This is a genomic window from Pseudomonas tumuqii (genome assembly GCF_013184545.1).
Classification (GTDB): domain Bacteria; phylum Pseudomonadota; class Gammaproteobacteria; order Pseudomonadales; family Pseudomonadaceae; genus Aquipseudomonas; species Aquipseudomonas tumuqii.
The window spans coordinates 1-20,977 of record NZ_JAAOJA010000027.1 but is presented as its reverse complement, the minus strand read 5'-3'; the positions used below and the strand labels follow the sequence as shown (position 1 = coordinate 20,977).

Here is a 20,977-nt window from a genome sequence, read left to right as displayed (position 1 = left end):
GCTGCTTTGCAACCCCTCTTTTTAAGCTAACTTCTTGTTTTACAAGAGGTTTTCCGAGAGGCCTGCGCCGGAAGAGGTGCGCATTATAGGCCCAGCAGAATCCGCGTCAAGGCTTTATTCAGCCTTTAGCGTAATGCGTGCAAAAGCCTTCTTGCCCGCCTGGCAGACGTGGGTTGCGCCCTGCTTATATATAAAGGAACGATCCACCACCTCTCCATCTACTCGAACACCACCGGAACCCAGCAAGTCACGCGCCATGGCAGCGTTCTTGACCAGGCCAGCCCTGTTCAACAAAGCCGCGATAGGCATATCCTCATCTGAAATCAATTCAATTTCCGGCAAGTCTTCCGGCAGCTCACCCTCGCGCATGCGGTTACCCGCCGAACGATGGGCGCTCGCCGCCGCCTCTTCTCCATGAAAGCGCGCCACTATCTCCTCAGCCAGCTTGATCTTGATATCACGCGGATTGGCGCCACTCTCGACGTCGAGCTTAAACTGAGCGATCTCCTCCATTGAGCGGAAGCTGAGCAACTCGAAGTAACGCCACATCAGCACATCAGGGATAGACACCAGCTTGCCATACATCACACCCGGGGCTTCCTGTATGCCTACATAATTGCCCAGTGATTTGGACATCTTCTTGACGCCGTCCAACCCCTCCAACAACGGCATGGTGACAATGCACTGTGACACCTGGCCATAGGAGCGCTGCAATTCACGCCCCATCAGCAGATTGAATTTCTGATCGGTCCCACCCAGCTCGACATCAGCGCGCAAAGCAACAGAGTCATAGCCCTGCACTAACGGGTAGAGAAACTCGTGGATGGCAATAGGTTGGTTGGTCAAGTAGCGCTTGCTGAAATCGTCGCGTTCGAGCATCCGCGCAACTGTGTATTGCGAAGCCAGCCTGATGAAGTCGGCGGGGGTCAGCTGATCCATCCAGGTGGAGTTGAACGCCACCTCGGTTTTTGCCGGATCCAGGATCTTGAACACCTGGGCCTTATAGGTCTCGGCATTCGCCAGCACCTGGTCGCGCGTCAAAGGTGGCCGGGTCGCACTCTTGCCACTCGGATCACCAATCATTCCGGTAAAGTCGCCGATCAGAAAAATCACCTGATGGCCCAACTCCTGAAACTGCCGCAGCTTATTGATAAGCACGGTATGCCCGAGGTGGAGATCCGGTGCCGTCGGGTCGAAGCCCGCCTTGATACGTAGCGGCTGACCACGCTTGAGTTTCTCCACCAGCTCAGACTCAACCAAAACCTCTTCCGCACCACGCTTGATCAGCGCCAGCTGCTCTTCGACCGACTTCATGACAGGACTCACGACCACACAAAATGAAAGGGAACCAACCATACAAGATCACGGACAAATAACAAGTTTTGCCCTGAAGCTCGCACATCCGCGCCTGCCGTCGCCCTTTTGGGGTTGCCTCACAGACATTTTGGTTATATTTTATACAATTAATGCATATTCATCATGCCCTTCATCTTTTCTTTTCACTTATTCAAAGTCAAAGCCACCTATGACCTCTATAAGCAAAGCGCCCCCGCTGTACCCAAAAACTCACATTCTGGCTGCAAGCGGTATAGCGGCCCTGCTCAGCCTGACCTTGCTGGTCTTCCCTTCACGCGAAGTCGAAGCGAAAAAAACCTACCTCAGCCTCGAGCTCGACAATGGCTCGGAGCTTGTTTTGCGGGAAAAGAATGACCTGCATCCTGATGGCCTCAACGGAGATCAGGACATTTCGCCCTTTGCCAAAATCGGGCAGCCTTCGAACACTAGCAATAGCGCCGAGCAAAGCATTGAAGCCGACGACAGCACCCGCCCGAACACCGAAACAGCCGACGCCACTCCAGTCGAGCCCAATCATAAGACTGTCAGGGTTGCCAATGGAGATACGCTCTCCACGATTTTTGCCGATGTAGGCCTGCCCGCCACCAGCCTTCACGAGGCTTTGAGCAGCAGCAAGGAAGCCAAGCAGTTCAGCCGTCTGAAAGTTGGCCAGGCACTGGAGTTCCAGCTATCGGCCGACGGTCAACTCGAGAGCCTGAAGAGCACGCTCAGCGACCTCGAAAGCATCAGCCTCAACAAGAATGAAAAGGGTTTTACCTTCAAGCGCGACATCATCAAACCGGACGTCAAAACCACCTATGCTCGCGGCGTAATCAACAGCTCGCTGTTCTTGTCAGCGAAACGCGCCGGCCTCTCCCATGGACTGACCATGGACCTGGCAAACGTTTTTGGCTACGACATCGACTTCGCCATGGATATTCGTGATGGCGACGAGTTCGAGCTGGTGTATGAAGAGAAAGTGGCCAACAACAAGCATGTCGGCACAGGCAACATCCTCTCCGCCCGCTTCACCAACCGCGGCAAGACCTTTACCGCAGTGCGCTACACCGACAAACAAGGCAATACCAGCTACTACAGCGCAGACGGCACCAGCATGCGCAAGGCCTTCATCCGTACCCCTGTAGATTTTGCCCGCATCAGCTCACGCTTCTCCAACGGCCGGCGCCATCCGATCCTGAACAAAATCCGCGCGCACAAGGGCGTCGATTACGCCGCAGCCCGCGGTACACCAATCAAAGCCGCTGGAGATGGCAAGATTGCCCTCGCCGGACGCAAAGGCGGCTACGGCAATACCGTTGTCATCCAGCATGGCAGTCGCTACCGCACCCTCTATGCCCACATGCAGGGCTTCGCCAAAGGCATCCGCACCGGCGGCAACGTCAAGCAGGGTCAGATCATCGGCTACATCGGTACTACCGGCCTTTCCACCGGACCACACCTGCATTACGAATTTCAGGTCAACGGCACCCACGTCGATCCTCTGAGCCAAAAGCTGCCAATGGCCGACCCTATTGCCCGCAATGAAAAGCAGCGCTTCATGCAACTGAGCACGCCCTTGATGGCACGCATGGATCAGGAAAAAACCACCCTGCTCGCCCTCAACAAGCGCTAAGGCAGATGCCGCTCTATCTGGGGGTGATGTCCGGTACCAGCCTTGATGGCCTGGACATCGCCCTGATCGAGCAGAGCGAAAAGACCACTCTGCTCGCCACCCATTACCTGCCCATGCCGGCAGAACTGCGTGCTGAACTTTTGGCTCTGTGCGCACCGGGCCCGGACGAAATGGCGCGTGCCGCCATGGCTGAGCAGTACTGGGTGAGGCTAGCTGCTCAGGGCATACATACGTTACTGCAACAACAAGAACTCAGCCCCTCATCAATCCGAGCAATCGGCAGCCACGGCCAAACCATTCGCCATGAGCCAGCCCGCGGATTCACTATCCAGATTGGCAACCCCGCCCTACTTGCCGAACTGACCGGCATCAGCGTAGTGAGCGACTTTCGCCGCCGTGATGTCGCCGCTGGAGGACAAGGCGCACCACTGGTGCCGGCGTTCCACGAAGCCTTATTTGGCGAGCAACGCAGCTATCGCGCGGTCTTGAATGTCGGTGGGTTCAGCAACCTCAGCCTACTCGCCCCCGATCAACCTGTGCGCGGCTTCGATTGCGGCCCTGGCAATGTCCTCATGGATGCCTGGATCCAACGCCAACGCGGCGACAGTTATGACCGCGACGGCGCCTGGGCGGCCAGCGGCAAGGTGCAGCCCGAACTACTCGAAGCCTTGCTCAGTGACCACTTCTTCAACACCCAGGGACCAAAGAGTACCGGCCGCGAGCTGTTCAATCTGGACTGGCTCGACCAGCACTTGGGCAAGCAACTTCCCTATGCCGAGGCAGACGTACAAGCAACATTGCTGGAACTGACGGTAATCAGTATCACCAAGGCCCTGCTCAGCGCCCAACGCGAGACTGAAGAACTGCTGGTCTGCGGTGGTGGCGCCCATAACCGCATGCTGATGACACGCCTGGCCGCGCTGCTCCCAGGCTGCGCAGTCAACAGTACGCAGATCCATGGCGTGCCTGCCGACTGGGTGGAAGCCATGGCGTTCGCCTGGTTGGCACATTGCTGCCTGGAAGGGATACCCGCCAATCGGCCGAGCGTGACCGGCGCCAACGGGCTACGGGTGCTTGGCGCTATCTACCCCGCCTGACACCGACTTACCCAGCACGAAAACGACAACGCCGCACACTTGGCACGGCGTCAATCTTCAGCGTCTAGGTGGTCAGATCGAGAAGGACGAGCCACAGCCACAGGTGGTGGTCGCGTTGGGGTTCTTGATCACGAAGCGCGAGCCTTCCAGGCCTTCCTGGTAATCCACTTCGGCGCCCGCCAGGTACTGGAAGCTCATCGGATCTACGACCAGGCTCACCCCTTCGCGCTCGACAATGGTGTCGTCATCGGCGACTTCTTCATCGAAGGTGAAGCCATACTGGAAGCCCGAACAGCCGCCGCCCGTAACGAACACGCGCAACTTCAGGCGAGGATTACCCTCTTCATCGACCAGGCTCTTCACCTTGCTCGCCGCGCCCTGCGTGAATAGCAAAGCTGTGGGGGTGAAGGTTTCGACGCTCATGCTGACTATCTCCCGGCGCTAGACGCCATACTGCGTTGAGGCCCTGCATTATCCACTTACCCTACAAAAGCGGTCAACTATTCTGCAGTAACCAGATTCTCCGGCAACTCCAATGGCCGGGGCTGCTCTTTGAGTGGACGCAAGCCCCCCTCGATCTGTGCCCCCATGGCCATTTCCATCAATCCGTAATACAGGGTGCCGCACACCCGCGCGCGACTGCCCAACTCAAGGTGCTCGCTGGCATAGACATCGCCGATTACTTCACCGTCGATCATTATGCGCGGGGCGCGGATCTCACCTTCAACCTGCCCCTCGGCACTGACTCTAACCATGCCATCACTGGTCTGCAGATCGCCATAGACCCGGCCATCGACCTGTACCGCCCCATGAAAGCGTAGGTCTCCGTTGAGTTCCGCCCCGGCGGCAATCAGGCTGGTCTTGCCCGTAAAACGCTGCAGGTCGGTCTTGCGTTTGTCTTTATTCCACATGGAAAGCTGTCACTCCTGGTCGATCCACTTGAATGTCCGCTCCAACGGCTTTTCACCTTTGACCTCGGCACGCACCCTGATCTGCTGCGGGGCAAAGCCGTCGGGCAACTTCAGCTCGGCGAAGCGTCCAGCTTCAGGAATCGCCTGGAAATGCTTGAAGGCAAAGGGAATCACCTGACCCCTGAACTGATCGGGCAAGTCTTGCGTCAGTGTGGCCAGCTGCAAGCTGACCGCCTTCCCCCCCTGACGCCCTTCCACGGTAACCACCAACTGACCCTCAAGCGGCTTGACATCCTTGCCCACCCGGCTGAGCAGTATTTTGTAGCGGAAGTGCATCGGCCTGTCCGTGGCCTGCAACTCAAAGGCGCGAATGCGTAATCCTTCCCGACGACTGGCTGGCGCCAGCACGCCTTTGTAGAACGCCAGGTCTTGCTGCTGCTTGAAGATCTGCTCTTCAAGCAGCTTGATGGTCAACCGGCTCTGTTCGTTGGCCTGCTGTGCGACTTTTTCGCCACTGCTGACCACAATCAGGCGTTGGCGCAGCTGATCCAGCTCCTGCTCCAGCGCGATCAAGCGCTCCTGCATCGGTTGGTGCTCCACCTCGATCGACTGGGTCACGCGCAACTGCCACCAGATTCCGCCATAGAATGCGGCGGGAATAGCCAGGAGCAACAACAGCAGCAGCAGTCGCATGCGACCGGCACGACGCGGGTCACTGGGGCGGACTTCCCAGCCGGCCATCAGGGCAGCATGGCTGCGTGCGACAGCCCCAGGCGCTCGTCAAGCCCGAAGAGAATGTTCATGTTCTGCACTGCCTGGCCGGAAGCCCCTTTGACCAGGTTATCGATCACCGACAGCACTACCACCAGGTCGCCATCTTGCGGACGGTGCACGGCCATGCGACAAACGTTGGCCCCCCGCACGCTGCGGGTTTCCGGGTGACTGCCGGCCGGCATCACGTCGACGAACGGCTCGTTGGCATAACGCTGCTCGAACAGCGCCTGCAGGTCGACCGAGAGGTCCGCCACGGTCGCATACAAGGTCGCATGGATGCCGCGAATCATCGGGGTCAGGTGCGGCACGAAGGTCAGCCCCACCGCGGAGCCAGCCGCACGCCGCAAACCCTGGCAAATTTCCGGCAGATGACGATGCCCCTTGACGCCGTAGGCCTTCATGCTCTCGCCGGCCTCGCTGAACAGCGAACCGACGCTGGCACCGCGCCCGGCGCCGCTGACCCCGGACTTGCAGTCGGCGATCAACCGCGAAGTATCGGCCAGACCGGCTTCCAGCAGCGGGATGAAGCCCAACTGTGCGGCGGTCGGGTAGCAACCGGGCACGGCGATCAGGCGCGCCTGCTTGATCGCTTCGCGGTTGACCTCCGGCAAGCCATAGACCGCCTCCGGCAGCAGATCCGGCGCGCCATGGGGCTGGCCATACCACTTGCCCCACTCTTCGGCGTCTTGCAGACGAAAGTCGGCGGACAGGTCGATCACCTTGGTGCCGGCCGCCAGCAATTCGCCGGCCAGGGCATGGGCGACGCCATGCGGAGTGGCGAAGAACACCACGTCGCAGGCCCCCAGGGTCGCGACATCCGGGACGCTGAAGACCAGGTCGGGGTAGTGACCGCGCAGGTTCGGGTACATCTCGTCGACGCGCAAGCCCGCCTCCGAGCGCGACGTGATGACTGCAACTTGCGCCTGTGGGTGCTGCGCCAACAAGCGCAACAACTCCACACCGGTGTAGCCCGTGCCGCCGACGATACCGACCTTGACCATCACTTGCCCCTTGCAAAAAGCCATTGGAAAGCCGTCGATGATAAGGCCGTAACCGCCAACGGCCAACCGCGCAGATGACGTATCGGGCAGCGGCCACTACTATCGGGGCACTTTTCTCGCGCTGGAGTCGGACAATGCTCTATCTGTGGCTCAAAGCCCTGCACATCATCGCCATGGTCTGCTGGTTCGCCGGGCTGTTCTACCTGCCACGCCTGTTTGTTTACCACGCCATGAGCGAAGACGACACCAGTCGCGAGCGGTTCTGCGTGATGGAGCGCAAGCTGTACCGCGGCATCATGCTGCCGTCGATGATCGCCACCCTGATTTTCGGTGTCTGGTTGATCAGCCTCAATCCCGACTACTACTTCAGCCAGGGCTGGATGCACGCCAAACTCAGCCTGGTGGTCCTGCTGATCGGCTATCAGCACCTCTGCGGCGCCCAGCTCAAACGCTTCGCCCGTGGCGAGAACCGGCACAGCCATGTGTTCTACCGCTGGTTCAATGAGGCTCCGGTGCTGGCCTTGCTCGCGGTCGTCATTCTGGTTGTGGTCAAACCCTTCTGAACCTGCCCAAGGAGTCCGTATGAGCCTGCCCGCCCTGCTCGAACAACGCCTGCGCCTGCCCGTGGTGGCCGCCCCCATGTTCCTGGTGTCCAACCCGCAACTGGTTCTCGCCTGTTGCCGTAACGGCATCGTGGGCAGTTTTCCCGCGCTCAACCAGCGCGACAGCGGCGCCTTCAAAACCTGGCTGGAAGAGATCGAAGCCGGTCTGCAGGCCGAGTCCGCGCCCTATGCGGTCAACCTGATCGTGCATGGCAGCAATCCGCGCCTGCAGGCCGATCTGGCCATCTGCATCGAACAGCGCGTGCCGATCGTCATCACCAGCCTCGGCGCGGCCAAGGAAGTGGTCGATGCAGTACACAGCTACGGTGGCCTGGTATTCCACGACGTGACCACCCGCCGCCATGCGGAGAAAGCCGCACAAGCCGGGGTCGATGGCCTGATCGCAGTCGCTGCGGGCGCCGGCGGCCATGCCGGCACCTGGAGTCCCTTTGCCCTGATTGCGGAAATCCGCCAGTTCTTCGACAAGACCCTGCTGCTTGCCGGCTGCCTCAATCACGGCCATGAAATTCTCGCCGCACAATTGCTCGGCGCCGACCTGGCCTACCTCGGCACCCGTTTTATCGCCACTCGGGAGAACAACGCTCCGGCGGCTTACAAGCAGATGATTCTGGACGCCCAGGCTGCCGACATCATCCACACCCCGGCGGTATCCGGCGTGCCGGCCAGCTTCATGCGCCAGAGCCTGAAACTGGCCGGCTACGACCTCCAGCAGCTGCAAAACAAGGGCGAGATCAACTACGGCGAAAAACTCAAGCCGATCAGCGACGAGGCCAAGGCCTGGAAAACCGTGTGGTCGGCCGGCCAGGGTGTAGGCACCATCGCCGATCTGCCAAGCGTCGATGCACTGGTGGCACGCCTGGATCGCGAATACCGAGAGGCGCAACATCGGGCCCAACTGCTGCAGCAACGTTGGCCGCGCTGAAGCGGCAACGCCGACCGAATCCGAGAACCGTCTAGCGACAGCCTTGGCGCATACCTGGCCGAAGCCGACATGCCTGTCCACTGTAGAGCGGCCGCTGGCCGACCGCTCCGTATCGCCGCAAGCCCCGGTCACAACTGACTCTTGGAGCGCAAGCGGCCCGCTCACTCAGTTCCCTGAAGCTCACCGGAGCAGTTTCAGCAGGCTATGCCGACTAAACAGCTGACCTCTTGTCGGCAGTTAGATGGGGCGCGCCAACCTGTGAAGCAACCAGCATATTTGTGCTCTAGGCTGCTTGTTCAGAGGCCTGCAGGCCCGCTAGGCTGTAGTGGCCATTCACCCATAGCGCCGACAAGGAAGCTCGCATGACCCAAGCCCGTTTCAAGATTGTCTTCAATGGCGAACTGATGCCTGAGGTGGCGCTGGAAACCGCCAAAGACAACCTTGCCCGCCTGTTCAAAAGTGACCACACACGGATTAATGCGTTATTCAGTGGCAGCACTGTCGCCATCAAGCGCAACTTGCCCGAAAGCGAGGCCGACCAATACCTCACGGCCCTGCACCGCGCGGGGGCCAAGGCCCGCAAGGAGCCGGAGCCGGGCGCCAGCCTGAGCCTGGTCGACACCGACGATCACCGCCTCACCGCGAGTACTGACAAAACGGCAAGCGCCACCAGCGACGAGATGACCTGCCCCAAGTGCGGCCACCGGCAAGCCAAGGCCGCGGAGTGCTCGGCCTGCGGCATCATCATCGAGAAATTTATCGCCCGTCAGGCTGCGCTCTCCGAGAGCACGCAAACTGTCCAGCCTCAGCAGCCCGGCGACCTCGGCAAAGCCGCCAATACCCCCTACGCGACACCTCTGGCGACAGTGGCAGAAGCCCTGCCGGAATTCGGCGAGCTCGAGGTATTCAGCATCGAAGGACGCATCGGCCGCCTGCGCTATCTGGCCTGGTCGCTGGTGCTGATGCTGGCGGCGCTGGCCCTGCTCGGCGTGGCCAGCATGGGCCTGGCCATTTCCGAAATAGTCGGTTCCGTATTGATCGCGCTGGTCGGCATCGGCATGGCGGTGGTCAGCGTGCAGATCGGCGTGCAGCGCCTGCATGACATCGGCTGGTCCGGCTGGCTCTGGCTGATCAACCTGGTACCGATCGTCGGTAGCGTCTTCGCCCTGTTGCTGCTGATCATTCCTGGCACAACCGGAGCGAATCGCTACGGCCCGCCAGCACCGCCTAACAGCCGCGCGGTCAAGCTACTGGCCTGGCTCTGGCTACTGGTCCCGGTACTCGGCATCCTGGCAGCCATCACCCTGCCCGCCTATCAGGACTATGTGAACCGCGCAGGCCTCTGACGCGTAGCGCAACCCTCACGGGGCCGCAGGCCAGGCCCGCCCCTCACGGAGAAACTCCATGCCCCGTTACGCCCTCATCACCGGCGCCTCCAGCGGTATCGGCCTGGCCCTGGCCGAAGCCCTGGCACGCCGCGGGCGTAGCCTGATCCTGGTCGCACGGCAACGCGATGCGCTGGACAGCATTGCCTGCGAACTGACTCAGCGCTTTGCCGTGGAAGTCCTGTTCCGCGTCTGCGACCTCGGCGAGCCGCTGCAAATCTCCGGCCTGCTGCATGAACTGGAACAGAGCGAGCTGTCCATCGACCTGCTGATCAACAGCGCCGGGGTGGGCACTCGCGGTGCCTTCGTCGCGCAGGACTGGCGCGGCGAGCAGCAACTGATTGAGGTGAACGTCCTCGCGCTCGCCCGCCTCTGCCATGCGCTCGGCACGGTGATGGCCGGACAGGGCAGCGGGCAGATCCTCAATGTCGCTTCGCTGGCGGGATTTCACCCCGGCCCATGGATGAGCAACTACCACGCAAGCAAGGCTTACGTTCTGCACTTCTCCGAAGGCCTGCGGGAAGAACTCAAGGAATACGGCGTCAACGTGTCGGTGCTCTGCCCGGGGCCGATGCGCAGTGCATACTTCTGCTCGGCACAGATGGACAGCACGCAGGCAGAACACGACAGGCGGGTGATGAGCGCCGAGGAGGTGGCACTGATCACGCTCAAGGCGCTGGAGAAAAACCGCGCGATCATCATTCCCGGCTGGCGCAACCGGCTACGGGCCATGGCGCCACGCCTGGCGCCGCGCTGGCTGGTGCGCAAGGTCGCGGCGCGCCTTAACCGGCCGCTCAGCCGCAGCTGATCAGGCCAGGACCGTACGACCCTGGGCCCAGGCCCGCAAGGCGTTGAGGTCTTCGGCCATCACCACCGACAAGGGTGCCGTGCTGTGGATAGCGTGCAGCAGCAAGGCCTGATCGACCGCCTGTTGTTGCGCCTGGGCGGCATACAGGGCGCTGACCACGACCTGTTCGATCTCTGCCCCGGAAAACCCGGCGCTGGCGAGCGCCAGCAGGTGCAGATCGAACCCGGCGGGTTCCAGCTCGCGCCGCACCAGATGAATGCGGAAGATCTCCGCGCGCACAGCCTGATCGGGCAAGTCGACGAAGAACAGCTCATCGAAACGCCCCTTGCGCACCAGTTCCGGCGGCAGACGGTCGATCGCGTTGGCGGTCGCCACCATGAATACCGGCGCCTTGCGCTCGGCCATCCAGGTCAGCAGGGTGCCGAGCACCCGCTGGCTGACGCCGCCGTCATGCTCGCCGCTGGCCAGGCCTTTCTCGATCTCGTCGATCCACAGCACACAGGGCGCCATCTGCTCGGCCAGGCTCAAGGCCTCACGCAGGTTGCGCTCGGTCTCGCCGAAGAACTTGTTGTACAGGCAGGCAAAGTCCAGGCGCAGCAGGGGCAAGCCCCACAAGCCGGCCACGGCCTTGGCGGCCAGGCTCTTGCCGCCGCCCTGCACACCGACCAGCAGCATGCCCTTGGGCAGGTCGCTGCCCTTGCCGTCGAGAAAGATGCCCTGGCGCTCGGCCAGCCAGCGCTTCAGGTTGCTCAAGCCGCCGACCTCGGCGAAGCGGGCGGTGTCGTACTCGAAGCTCAGCACCCCCTCGAGATCCAGTAGCTGGAACTTGGTCTTGTTCAGTTCCGGCAAATCCTCCTGGGTAATAGCGCCGTCATCGCAGATCACATTGCGCGCCAGCACCCGCGCTTCGCCATGACTCAAGCCGCGCAGGTTCTTCACCACCTGCTGCAAGGTACGATTATCGGTGCGCACCCGGGCATTGCGATTGCGCTCGCTCCAGCGGCTGGCTTCCTCGCGCACGATCGCCAGCAACTCGTCTTCCGCCGGCAGTGCCAGGCTGAAGCGCGCGGCAAAGCGTTGCACCTCCGCCGGCAGCTTGCAGGCATGGGAGACCAGTACCAGGGTGGGCGCCTGTGGCGTATCGCGCATGGCGATTTCCTTGAGCAGGCGCACCAGCCTGGGGTTGTCGGCGAGGAACGGATGCAGGTCGCACAGCACATACAGATTCGCCTGCGGATCGGCCTTGATCAGCCGCAACGCGGCCTCCGGCTCCTGGCTCGCGCCTTCGCCCAGCGGCTCACCGCCGAAGCCCAGGCGCAGGCCTTCGGTCACCGACCAGGTGTGCAAGCCGAGGCCACGCTTGACCGCCAGACCGGTCAGCGTTTCCAGTACGCGCGGCTCATCCCAGGACTCGATGAGGATCAGCTTGACCCTGGAGTCGAGCACCAGGCCCAGATCATGGATATCGTTCTTCACACCCGCTCCTTGTGGCGGTCAGCTGGCCGGGATCGACCCAGCCCGCTAGACTCGAGCCTCATTCAACAGGCCAGGAGACTGTGCCATGGACTGTCTGTTCTGCAAGATCGTCGCCGGGGAAATACCCGCGCGCAAGCTTTATGAAGACGATCAGGTGTTCGCCTTTCACGATATCGGCCCCAAGGCCCCGGTGCATTTCCTGGTGATCCCGAAAAAGCACATTCACACCCTCAACGACCTTGGCGAAGACGACAAGGCCCTGGCCGGGCACATGCTCTATACCGCTCAGCGCCTGGCCAAGGAACAAGGCTGTGAACAAGGCTTTCGCATGGTGATGAACTGCAATGAATTGGGCGGGCAAACCGTTTACCACATCCATATGCATGTCCTCGGTCAACGGCAGATGACCTGGCCGCCGGGTTGAACGACGCTCCCCGCCCAGTCGAACGGCCCTGACGCCGGTCAAGCCGCGGCATATCGATTGGAGTAAACTTGCCACTCTTTTTTCGCCGGAGGTGCCCGATGGCCTGCGAACGTCACTACTCCCCCGTCGACCGCCTGTTCCTGCAAGCGGACGCGGCTCTGCGCACCCTGCTGCCCTTCAGCGGCCAGCCCAGCCGCCCCTCGCCAGCCATCGTGCAGGCGGAGAGCGAGCTGGATGAACCGACCGCGCGGCATGTCGCCGGCCTGATGCGCATCAACCACACTGGCGAGGTATGCGCCCAGGCGCTGTACCAGGGCCAGGCGCTGACCGCCAAGCTGCCGAACGTGCGAGCCGCCATGGAGCATGCCGCCGATGAGGAAATCGATCATCTGGCCTGGTGCGAGCAACGTATCCGCCAGCTGGGCAGCCACCCGAGTGTGCTCAACCCGCTGTTTTATGGCCTGTCATTTGGTGTCGGCGCCGTGGCCGGCCTGATCAGCGACAAGATCAGCCTGGGCTTTGTCGCCGCCACCGAAGATCAGGTGGTCAAACACCTGGACGACCACCTGCAACAGCTGCCAGCCAACGACGACAAGTCACGGGCGATACTCGAGCAGATGCGCCTCGATGAAGAGCGCCATGCCACCAGTGCCCTGGAGGCCGGCGGCCTGCGTTTCCCGACTCCGGTAAAATTCGGCATGACGCTGCTGTCCAAGGTCATGACCAAAAGCGCCTATAGGCTCTAGCCGCAAGCAGGTTGCTGGCAAGCACAAAGGGCGCCGCTGGCGCCCTTTGTGCTTGCCACTGGTAACTTATGGCTTGACGCTCATGCTTGTTCAGCCAATTCGACGATCTCGTAGTCGTGGGTGATCTCAACCCCGGCGCGACCGAGCATGATCGAGGCCGAGCAATACTTCTCCGCCGACAGCTCCACCGCACGCTTGACCTGGGCCTCTTTCAAGCCTCGGCCCTTGACCACGAAATGCAGGTGGATCTTGGTGAACACCTTGGGTTCCTCGGTGGCCCGCTCGGCCTCGAGAAAGGCCTCACAACTCTCTACCGGCTGTCGGGATTTTTTCAGGATGCTGACCACATCGAAGTTGCTGCATCCGCCCAGACCGATCAGCAGCATCTCCATCGGGCGCACACCCAGGTTACGGCCACCGCTCTCCGGTGGGCCGTCCATCACCACCGCGTGACCACTGCCCGACTCGCCGATAAACAGGGCTTCGCCGGCCCATTGAATGCGCGCTTTCATTACCAAGCCTCCGCTGTTAAAAAGGGACGCAGCTTAGCACAGCCCTTTTCGCGGCCCGACTTCGGCCTTCTGGGCGGAAGTTCCGCGGCTAGATGTTAGCCATGTCGCAAAATCGACCCAGGCCTTGGCGTGTTTGTTAAGCTGACGCCGGATTACTGGCACACTGGGCTAGATAACTATAAGAAATTGCCTGTCAGACAAAGGCTTACCTTTTTATTTTCGGGACTCGGGCATGGTCGCAATTACCCTTACACCTAAAATCAAGAATCTCGACAAACTCCTCGCACATTGTCACCGTCGGCGCTATACGGCAAAAAGCACCATCATCTACGCGGGTGATCGCTGCGAAACCCTGTTCTTCATCGTCAAAGGCTCGGTCACCATCCTCATCGAGGACGACGATGGCCGCGAAATGATCATCGCCTACCTCAACCCCGGGGACTTCTTCGGCGAGATGGGTCTGTTCGACAAGGACGGCGCGGAGAAAGAACGCAGTGCCTGGGTGCGCGCCAAGACCGAATGCGAAGTGGCTGAACTCAGCTACGCCAAGTTCCGCGAACTGACCCAGCAAGACCCGGACATCCTCTACGCCCTCGGCAGCCAGATGGCCGAACGCCTGCGCAACACCACGCGCAAGGTCGGCGACCTGGCGTTTCTCGATGTCACCGGCCGCGTCGCGCGCACCCTGCTCGACCTGTGCAAACAGCCGGACGCCATGACCCACCCGGACGGCATGCAGATCAAGATCACCCGCCAGGAAATCGGCCGCATCGTCGGCTGCTCGCGCGAGATGGTCGGCCGCGTGCTCAAGGCCCTGGAAGAGCAAGGCCTGGTCAACGTCAAAGGCAAAACCATGGTGGTGTTCGGCACCCGCTGAAATCGCCAGGTATGAAAAAGCCGGCGCATGCGCCGGCTTTTTAGTATCCGCCGAAATCAGTCCACATCGGGACTGGCGATCACCCGCTTGCGCTCGGGAAAGAACAAGCGCTCCAGTTCGGCGCCCGGGTTGTCGGCGCGCATAAAGGCTTCGCCGACCAGAAAAGCGTACACCTCGCTGATTTCCATCAGTTCGACATCGGCGCGGTTGAGAATGCCGCTCTCGGTCACCACCAGACGGTCGCGCGGAATTCGCGGCAGCAGATCCAGGGTGGTCTCCAGGTTGAGTTCGAAGGTATGCAGGTTACGGTTGTTGATCCCCACCAGCGGGGTATCCAGGGTATTCAACGCCCGCTCCAGCTCCTCGCCATCGTGCACCTCGACCAGCACATCGAGATCGAAGGCCTTGGCGGTCGCCGCCAGTTCGGCCATCTGCGCATCGGACAGTGCCGCCACGATCAACAGCACGCAATCGGCGCCCAGGGCGCGGGACTCGACGATCTGGTAGGGATCGATCATGAAATCCTTGCGGATCACCGGCAGCGAACAGGCGTTGCGCGCTTCCTGCAGGTAGAGGTCGGCGCCCTGGAAGAAATCCTGGTCAGTCAGCACCGACAGACAGGTCGCGCCACCGGCCTGGTAACTGCGGGCGATGTCCGCCGGGACGAAGAACTCACGCAGCACGCCCTTGCTCGGCGAAGCCTTCTTGATCTCGGCGATCACCGCCGGCTGCTTGCGTTTGGCCTGTTCCTGCAAGGCTCGGGCAAAGCCACGCGGGGTATCGGCGGCACGGGCTTGCTGCTCGACTTCCTCGAGGCCGACGATGGCACGACGTTCGGCCACTTCTTCGGCCTTGCGGGCAAGGATCTTCTCCAGAATGGTTGGAATGCTCACCCTTGATTCTCCTGCTTGAATACCGCGGTAAAGGACACCAGTTCCTGCAGCTTCTCCCAGGCCAGCCCGGTATGCAGCGCATCATGGGCCAGTTGTACACCTTCTTTCAGGCTGCTGGCCAGATCGGCGGCATACAGCGCCGCCCCGGCATTCAGCACGATCATGTCGGCCGCCTTCTGGCCCTGCTCGCCCTTGCGCTTGGTCAGTGCATCACGGATCAGGGCCAGCGATTGTTCGGCGTCGTCGACGGTCAAGCCGATCAGGCTCTGGCTCTTGATGCCGAAATCTTCCGGCTGGATGCTGTACTCGCTGACCACGCCGTCTTTCAGTTCGGCGACGAAGGTCGGTGCCGCCAGGCTGATCTCGTCCAGACCATCCTGGGCATGCACCACCAGCACATGCTCACTGCCCAGGCGCTGCAGCACTTCGGCCAGCGGCCGGCACAGCGCCTTGCTGAACACCCCCAGCACCTGATGCTTGACCCCGGCCGGATTGGTCATCGGCCCGAGCATATTGAAGATGGTGCGCAGGCCCAGTTCACGACGCGGGCCGATGGCGTACTTCATCGCGCCATGGTGGGCCGGGGCGAACATGAAGCCGACCCCCACGCTCTCGACGCAACGCGCCACCTGCTCCGGGGTGAGATTGAGGTTGACCCCGGCGGCCTCGAGCAGATCGGCGCTGCCGCTCTTGCCCGAGACCGCGCGGTTGCCGTGCTTGGCCACCTGCCCCCCGGCCGCGGCGACGACGAAGGCCGCCGCGGTGGAGACGTTGAAGATATTCATGCCGTCGCCACCGGTGCCACAGGTGTCGACCAGGTGCTCGGCGTCGATCCGCACCGGCGCGGCCAGCTCGCGCATGAGCTGCGCGGCACCGACGATCTCGTCGATGGTCTCGCTCTTCATGCGCAGGCCCATGAGGAAGGCGCCGACCTGTGCGTCGGTGCACTGGCCGGTCATGATCTCGCGCATCACATCCTGCATTTCTGCAGTGCTCAGGTCGAGCTGACTGACGACCCGGTTGAGGGCTTCCTTGATGTTCATGCGCGCACGCCTCCATGTTGTTTGAGGAAGTTGGCAAAGAGCTCGTGGCCCTGCTCGGTGAGAATGGACTCCGGGTGGAACTGCACCCCCTCGATATTCAACGTCTTGTGCCGCAGGCCCATGATTTCATCGACCGCGCCATCGTCGAATTGGGTCCAGGCGGTGACTTGCAGAACGTCCGGCAGGGTTTCGCGCTTGACCACCAGGGAATGATAGCGGGTCACCGTCAGCGGGTTGTTGAGGCCGGCGAACACCCCGCCATTTTCGTGGAACACCGGGCTGGTCTTGCCGTGCATCACCTGGCGCGCGCGCACCACATCGCCGCCGAAGGCCTGGCCGATGCTCTGGTGACCCAGGCAGACGCCGAGGATCGGCAGCTGGCCGGCAAAGTGCTGGATTACCGCCAGCGACACGCCGGCCTCGTTGGGCGTACAGGGCCCGGGCGAAACGACGATGCGCTCGGGCTGCAGGGCGGCGATCTCGGCCACACTCAGCTCGTCGTTGCGGATCACCTTGACCTCCGCGCCCAACTCGCCGAGGTACTGCACCACGTTGTAGGTAAAGGAGTCGTAGTTATCGATCATCAGCAGCATGGCAGGACTCCTCAGCGCGGGTTCTGGTCGGGGACGGTTTGTTCGGCAAGCGCGACGGCACGGAACATGGCGCGACGCTTGTTCAGGGTTTCTTCCCACTCCAGCGCCGGTACCGAGTCGGCGACGATGCCGGCGCCGGCCTGCACATGCAGTTCGCCGTCCTTGATCACCGCGGTGCGGATGGCGATGGCGGTGTCCATGTTGCCGTTCCACGCCAGGTAGCCAACGGCGCCGCCGTAGACGCCACGCTTGACCGGCTCCAGTTCGTCGATGATTTCCATCGCGCGAATCTTCGGCGCCCCGGACAGGGTGCCGGCCGGCAGGATCGCCCGTAGCGCGTCCATCGCGGTCAGGCCTTCCTTGAGCTGGCCGGTGACGTTGGAGACGATGTGCATGACGTTGGAATAGCGCTCGATCACCATCTTCTCGGTGAGCTTGACCGAGCCGGTGCTGGCGACCCGGCCGACGTCGTTGCGCCCCAGATCGATCAGCATCAGGTGTTCGGCGAGCTCCTTGGCGTCCGCCAGCAGATCCTGCTCCAGTGCCAGATCGGCCTCCTCGTTGGCGCCGCGCGGGCGGGTGCCGGCGATCGGGCGCACTGTGACCAGGCCGTCCTCGAGACGCACCAGCACTTCCGGCGAGCTGCCGACCACATGGAAGTCGCCGAAGTTGAAGAAGTACATGTAGGGCGTCGGGTTGATGCAGCGCAGCGCCCGGTACAGGTCGATAGGTGCAGCCTTGAACGGGATCGACATGCGCTGGGAGATCACCACCTGCATGCAGTCGCCGGCGAGGATGTACTCCTTGATCGCCTTGACCGAGCGCTCGTAATCGTCGCGGCTGAAGCTGGAGCGGAATGCCGGCTCGGCAGCGGGCGGAGCATTCAGGTCGACGCCCAGGCGCGGGGTGATGGGCTGGCGCAGCTTGAGCAGGATCGCCTGCAGGCGTGCCTGGCCCTGTTCCAGCGCCCCCTCCTCGGCCGGGTCGGCGAGGACGATGGCGTGCATCTTGCCGGCCAGGTTGTCGAACACCACCACGGCGTCGGACACCATCAGCAGGATATCCGGGGTGCCCAGCGGGTCGGGATGGCTCCCGGCCGCCAGCTTCGGCTCGACGTAACGCACGCTGTCGTAGCCGAAGTAGCCGACCAGGCCGCCATTGAAACGCGGCAGCCCGGACAGGGTCGGCACCCGGTAGCGTGCCTGGAACTGCTCGACGAAGGCCAGCGGGTCGGCACATTCGTGGCGTTCGACCTCGACACCATCGACGCTGATGCTCACGCGGTGACCATAGGCGCGCAGCACGGTGCGCGCCGGCAGGCCGATAATCGAGTAACGGCCCCATTTCTCGCCACCCTGGACCGACTCCAGCAGGTAGCTGTTGGCCTCATCGGCCAGCTTCAGGTAGATCGACAGCGGCGTGTCGAAGTCGACCAGGGTTTCATAGGCAAGCGGAATGCGGTTATAGCCGGCAGCGGCTAAACGCAGGAATTCTTCGCGGGTCATATCAGCCTCGTGGCTTGAGGGTAAATCGGTCGTGTGCAAACGCGCCGTCTTTGCGGCCAAGATCAGGTCAGAGGCGCCAGCGCCAACGGGCCAGGGCCTTGATGATTTTCATACCGGTTCTTGCGGACCAGCGCGTGCAGGTAACCACCACGGAGCTCTCTTAGGCAGGAGTAAAGTCTGGCAACACTAGCGCAGCCGCCAGACCTAAGCAACCCGGCCCGCGCGGCTTAGCCGGCAACCAGCAGCTGGCGCAAATCATCCAGCACGCGCAGCGGGCCCTCTTCGGCGATCGGGCGACCGTGGTTGTAGCCGTAACTCAGCGCCACGCAAGGCACACCGGCTGCCTTGGCCGCCAGCACGTCATTGCGCGAATCGCCGATAAACAGCGCCTGCTGCGCCTCGACCCGGGCCAGCTGCAGGACATGCAGCAGCGCGGCCGGGTCGGGCTTCTGCTGGGGCAGGGTGTCGCCGCCGATGATCCAGCGGAAATAGCTGCCCAGGCCCTTGTCATCCAGCAGCGGCGCGACGAAGCGCTCCGGCTTGTTGGTGATGATCGCCATCTCGACCTGTTGCGCGCGCAGCCAGTCGAGGGTTGCCAGCACGCCCGGATAAACCCGGGTCAGGCTGTGGTCCTCGGCATAGGCCTGCATGAACAGTTCGAGCGCCTGTTCACCGTCGGCATCGTCGATATGCTCGTGCTGCAGTCCACCGGCCAGGGCGCGACGCACCAGCACCCGCGCCCCATTGCCGACCCAGTCGCGCACCTGCTCGATCCCGGCCGCCGGCTGCCCGAGCTGGAGCAGGCTCTTGTCCACCGCCGCAGCCAGATCCGGCACCGAATCGACCAGGGTGCCGTCCAGGTCGAACATCACCAGGCGTGGCAATTCGCCCTGAAACAGCTCGCGCAGCATGCTCACCCGCGCACCTGGGCCAGCTCGGCACGCATGGCGTCGATCACGACCTTATAGTCCGGCTGGCCGAAGATCGCCGAGCCGGCAACGAAGGTGTCGGCCCCGGCGGCAGCGATCTCGCGAATGTTCTGCACATTGACCCCGCCGTCGATCTCCAGGCGGATGTCGCGGCCGCTGGCGTCGATCAGGGCACGCGCCTCACGCAGCTTGTCGAGGGTGCCGGGGATGAATTTCTGCCCGCCGAAGCCCGGGTTGACGCTCATCAGCAGGATCATGTCGACCTTGTCCAGCACGTGCTTGAGCACCTCCAGCGGGGTGGCCGGGTTGAACACCAGGCCGGCCTTGCAACCGCCCGCCTTGATCAGCTGCAGGGAACGGTCGACATGCTCGCTGGCCTCCGGGTGGAAGGTGATGTAGCTGGCGCCGGCCTCGATGAAGTCGCCGATGATGCGGTCCACCGGCTTGACCATCAGGTGGGCGTCGATCGGCGCGCTGATGCCGTACTTGCGCAGCGCCGCGCAGACCATCGGGCCGATGGTCAGGTTGGGCACATAGTGGTTGTCCATCACATCGAAGTGCACGATGTCGGCACCCGCGGCGAGCACCTTGTCCACTTCCTCGCCCAGGCGGGCAAAATCGGCGGAGAGGATCGACGGGGCGATGGCGAAGGGTTGCATGGCGCACCTCGGTGGCATTCACGAAAGTGGCGCATTGTACCCGAGCGAAACTGCCGCCGCCGCTAGGACGATAGTCGGCTGCCCGCTCAGCAGAGCGGTGTAGGGTGGATGACGCTTTTTTCATCCACCATCGCAGTTGGTGGATAGGTGAAGCGTCAGCTACGCGCCCCGATCCACCCTACGAGGTCGCGGATAAAAGAAAACCCGCCGCAGCGGGTTTCCATACAACAGTTGCGCTTACGCCAATTCGTCGAAGCACTCGGCGATGATCGCCAGGCCCTTGTCGAGCAGGGCGTCTTCGGCGGTCAGCGGCACCAGCACCCGCAGCACGTTGCCGTAGGTCCCGCAGGACAGCAGGATCAGGCCCTTGTCGCGGGCCCTGGCGACGATCTGACCGGTGAGGGCGGCATTCGGTTTGTGCAGATCGCCGTCCTCGCACAGCTCCATGGCGATCATCGCACCGAGGGCGCGCACCTCGCCGATCGCCTTGTGCCTGGCCTGGATGGCCTTGAGGCCGCTGACCAGCCGCTCGCCGACCGCCTTGCAGCGTTCCAGCAGATTTTCCTCCTCGAACACCTGGATCACCGCCAGCGCCGCGGCGCAGGCGATCGGGCTGCCGGCGTAGGTGCCGCCCAGGCCGCCCGGGGCGATGGCGTCCATATACTCGGCCTTGCCGCACACACCGGCCACCGGGAAACCGCCGGCGATGGACTTGGCGAAGGTGGTCAGGTCGGCGGCTACGCCCATCTGCTCCATGGCGAAGAAGGTGCCGGTACGCCCGGCGCCGGTCTGCACCTCGTCGGCGATCAGGAGAATGCCGTGCTGATCACA

General features: G+C 62.4%; 22 protein-coding genes and 1 pseudogene. 9 read left to right on the top strand and 14 right to left on the bottom strand.

The window, feature by feature from the left end; genetic code table 11:
• Positions 1-114: 114 nt before the first annotated feature.
• Complete coding sequence (gene tyrS, locus G9C89_RS24190) at positions 115-1,314, bottom strand: tyrosine--tRNA ligase (protein ID WP_172153153.1); 1,200 nt, start codon at positions 1,312-1,314, stop codon at positions 115-117.
• A 211-nt stretch (positions 1,315-1,525) separates the two neighbouring features.
• Here tyrS and G9C89_RS24185 point away from each other — a divergent pair, with 211 nt between their 5' ends.
• Together G9C89_RS24185 and G9C89_RS24180 are read left to right on the top strand one after the other, a co-directional pair.
• A complete protein-coding gene (locus G9C89_RS24185) occupies positions 1,526-2,968 on the top strand; it encodes an OapA family protein (protein WP_172153151.1) in 1,443 nt (480 codons plus the stop codon).
• A 5-nt stretch (positions 2,969-2,973) separates the two neighbouring features.
• Positions 2,974-4,065: an anhydro-N-acetylmuramic acid kinase gene (locus G9C89_RS24180; RefSeq protein ID WP_172153149.1), complete on the top strand. Its 1,092-nt coding sequence runs from the start codon at positions 2,974-2,976 to the stop codon at positions 4,063-4,065.
• Positions 4,066-4,137: 72 nt separating this feature from the next.
• On the opposite strand, the gene erpA is transcribed toward G9C89_RS24180, so the two are convergent.
• The 4 genes from erpA to argC form a co-directional block, all read right to left on the bottom strand.
• Positions 4,138-4,488, bottom strand: a complete 351-nt coding sequence (gene erpA, locus G9C89_RS24175) for an iron-sulfur cluster insertion protein ErpA (protein WP_069520772.1) — start codon at positions 4,486-4,488, stop codon at positions 4,138-4,140.
• A gap of 77 nt (positions 4,489-4,565) precedes the next feature.
• Entirely contained in the window at positions 4,566-4,976 is a 411-nt protein-coding gene (locus tag G9C89_RS24170) for a bactofilin family protein (protein ID WP_172153147.1), read from the bottom strand.
• Positions 4,977-4,985: 9 nt separating this feature from the next.
• Positions 4,986-5,669, bottom strand: coding sequence for a DUF6776 family protein (locus tag G9C89_RS24165; protein ID WP_172153145.1), 684 nt, complete (start codon positions 5,667-5,669; stop codon positions 4,986-4,988).
• A 47-nt stretch (positions 5,670-5,716) separates the two neighbouring features.
• On the bottom strand, positions 5,717-6,751 hold the full coding sequence (gene argC, locus G9C89_RS24160) for an N-acetyl-gamma-glutamyl-phosphate reductase (RefSeq protein WP_172153143.1): 1,035 nt from the start codon (positions 6,749-6,751) through the stop codon (positions 5,717-5,719).
• Between the two features lie 134 nt (positions 6,752-6,885).
• On the opposite strand from argC, the gene hemJ reads away from it, so the two are divergent.
• The 4 genes from hemJ (at position 6,886) to G9C89_RS24140 (ending at position 10,489) form a co-directional block, all read left to right on the top strand.
• Positions 6,886-7,314 carry a protoporphyrinogen oxidase HemJ gene (gene hemJ, locus G9C89_RS24155; protein WP_172153141.1) on the top strand — a complete coding sequence of 143 codons (429 nt, stop codon included), beginning with the start codon at positions 6,886-6,888 and terminating at the stop codon, positions 7,312-7,314.
• Between the two features lie 19 nt (positions 7,315-7,333).
• Positions 7,334-8,296, top strand: a complete 963-nt coding sequence (locus G9C89_RS24150) for an NAD(P)H-dependent flavin oxidoreductase (protein WP_172153139.1) — start codon at positions 7,334-7,336, stop codon at positions 8,294-8,296.
• Between the two features lie 362 nt (positions 8,297-8,658).
• Positions 8,659-9,642 carry a DUF805 domain-containing protein gene (locus G9C89_RS24145; RefSeq protein WP_172153137.1) on the top strand — a complete coding sequence of 328 codons (984 nt, stop codon included), beginning with the start codon at positions 8,659-8,661 and terminating at the stop codon, positions 9,640-9,642.
• Positions 9,643-9,700: 58 nt separating this feature from the next.
• Positions 9,701-10,489, top strand: coding sequence for an SDR family NAD(P)-dependent oxidoreductase (locus G9C89_RS24140; RefSeq protein WP_172153135.1), 789 nt, complete (start codon positions 9,701-9,703; stop codon positions 10,487-10,489).
• Here the strand turns inward: G9C89_RS24140 and G9C89_RS24135 are convergent, their stop codons facing one another.
• Entirely contained in the window at positions 10,490-11,965 is a 1,476-nt protein-coding gene (locus tag G9C89_RS24135; protein WP_172153133.1) for an AAA family ATPase, read from the bottom strand. It abuts the gene before it with no gap.
• 85 nt (positions 11,966-12,050) lie between these two features.
• Here G9C89_RS24135 and G9C89_RS24130 point away from each other — a divergent pair, with 85 nt between their 5' ends.
• A complete protein-coding gene (locus tag G9C89_RS24130; protein WP_172153131.1) occupies positions 12,051-12,389 on the top strand; it encodes a histidine triad nucleotide-binding protein in 339 nt (112 codons plus the stop codon).
• Positions 12,390-12,487: 98 nt separating this feature from the next.
• Positions 12,488-13,135, top strand: a complete 648-nt coding sequence (coq7, locus tag G9C89_RS24125; RefSeq protein WP_172153129.1) for a 2-polyprenyl-3-methyl-6-methoxy-1,4-benzoquinone monooxygenase — start codon at positions 12,488-12,490, stop codon at positions 13,133-13,135.
• Positions 13,136-13,215: 80 nt separating this feature from the next.
• Here coq7 and G9C89_RS24120 read toward each other — a convergent pair whose 3' ends face one another.
• Complete coding sequence (locus G9C89_RS24120; protein ID WP_172153127.1) at positions 13,216-13,647, bottom strand: OsmC family protein; 432 nt, start codon at positions 13,645-13,647, stop codon at positions 13,216-13,218.
• A gap of 232 nt (positions 13,648-13,879) precedes the next feature.
• Between G9C89_RS24120 and crp the strand changes: the two genes are divergently transcribed.
• Positions 13,880-14,524 (top strand): cAMP-activated global transcriptional regulator CRP, encoded by a 645-nt coding sequence (gene crp / locus G9C89_RS24115; RefSeq protein ID WP_172153125.1) that lies wholly within the window; start codon positions 13,880-13,882, stop codon positions 14,522-14,524.
• A 56-nt stretch (positions 14,525-14,580) separates the two neighbouring features.
• Here the strand turns inward: crp and trpC are convergent, their stop codons facing one another.
• From trpC to G9C89_RS24080, 7 genes and pseudogenes are all read right to left on the bottom strand, one after another.
• Positions 14,581-15,417, bottom strand: coding sequence for an indole-3-glycerol phosphate synthase TrpC (gene trpC / locus G9C89_RS24110; protein ID WP_172153115.1), 837 nt, complete (start codon positions 15,415-15,417; stop codon positions 14,581-14,583).
• Positions 15,414-16,460, bottom strand: coding sequence for an anthranilate phosphoribosyltransferase (gene trpD, locus G9C89_RS24105; RefSeq protein WP_172153113.1), 1,047 nt, complete (start codon positions 16,458-16,460; stop codon positions 15,414-15,416). Before trpD ends, trpC begins: the two co-directional genes overlap by 4 nt.
• Positions 16,457-17,053: an aminodeoxychorismate/anthranilate synthase component II gene (locus tag G9C89_RS24100; RefSeq protein ID WP_172153111.1), complete on the bottom strand. Its 597-nt coding sequence runs from the start codon at positions 17,051-17,053 to the stop codon at positions 16,457-16,459. The genes trpD and G9C89_RS24100 overlap by 4 nt, the downstream gene beginning before the upstream one ends.
• Before the next feature lie 11 nt (positions 17,054-17,064).
• Positions 17,065-18,558, bottom strand: coding sequence for an anthranilate synthase component I (gene trpE, locus G9C89_RS24095; RefSeq protein WP_172153109.1), 1,494 nt, complete (start codon positions 18,556-18,558; stop codon positions 17,065-17,067).
• A gap of 67 nt (positions 18,559-18,625) precedes the next feature.
• Positions 18,626-19,475: pseudogene (locus G9C89_RS24090) on the bottom strand (phosphoglycolate phosphatase).
• Positions 19,472-20,146: a ribulose-phosphate 3-epimerase gene (gene rpe / locus G9C89_RS24085; protein ID WP_172153105.1), complete on the bottom strand. Its 675-nt coding sequence runs from the start codon at positions 20,144-20,146 to the stop codon at positions 19,472-19,474. The pseudogene G9C89_RS24090 and the gene rpe overlap by 4 nt, the downstream one beginning before the upstream one ends.
• 237 nt (positions 20,147-20,383) lie before the next feature.
• Positions 20,384-20,977: aminotransferase class III-fold pyridoxal phosphate-dependent enzyme (locus tag G9C89_RS24080; RefSeq protein WP_172153103.1), on the bottom strand; the 594-nt coding region annotated here is incomplete at its 5' end.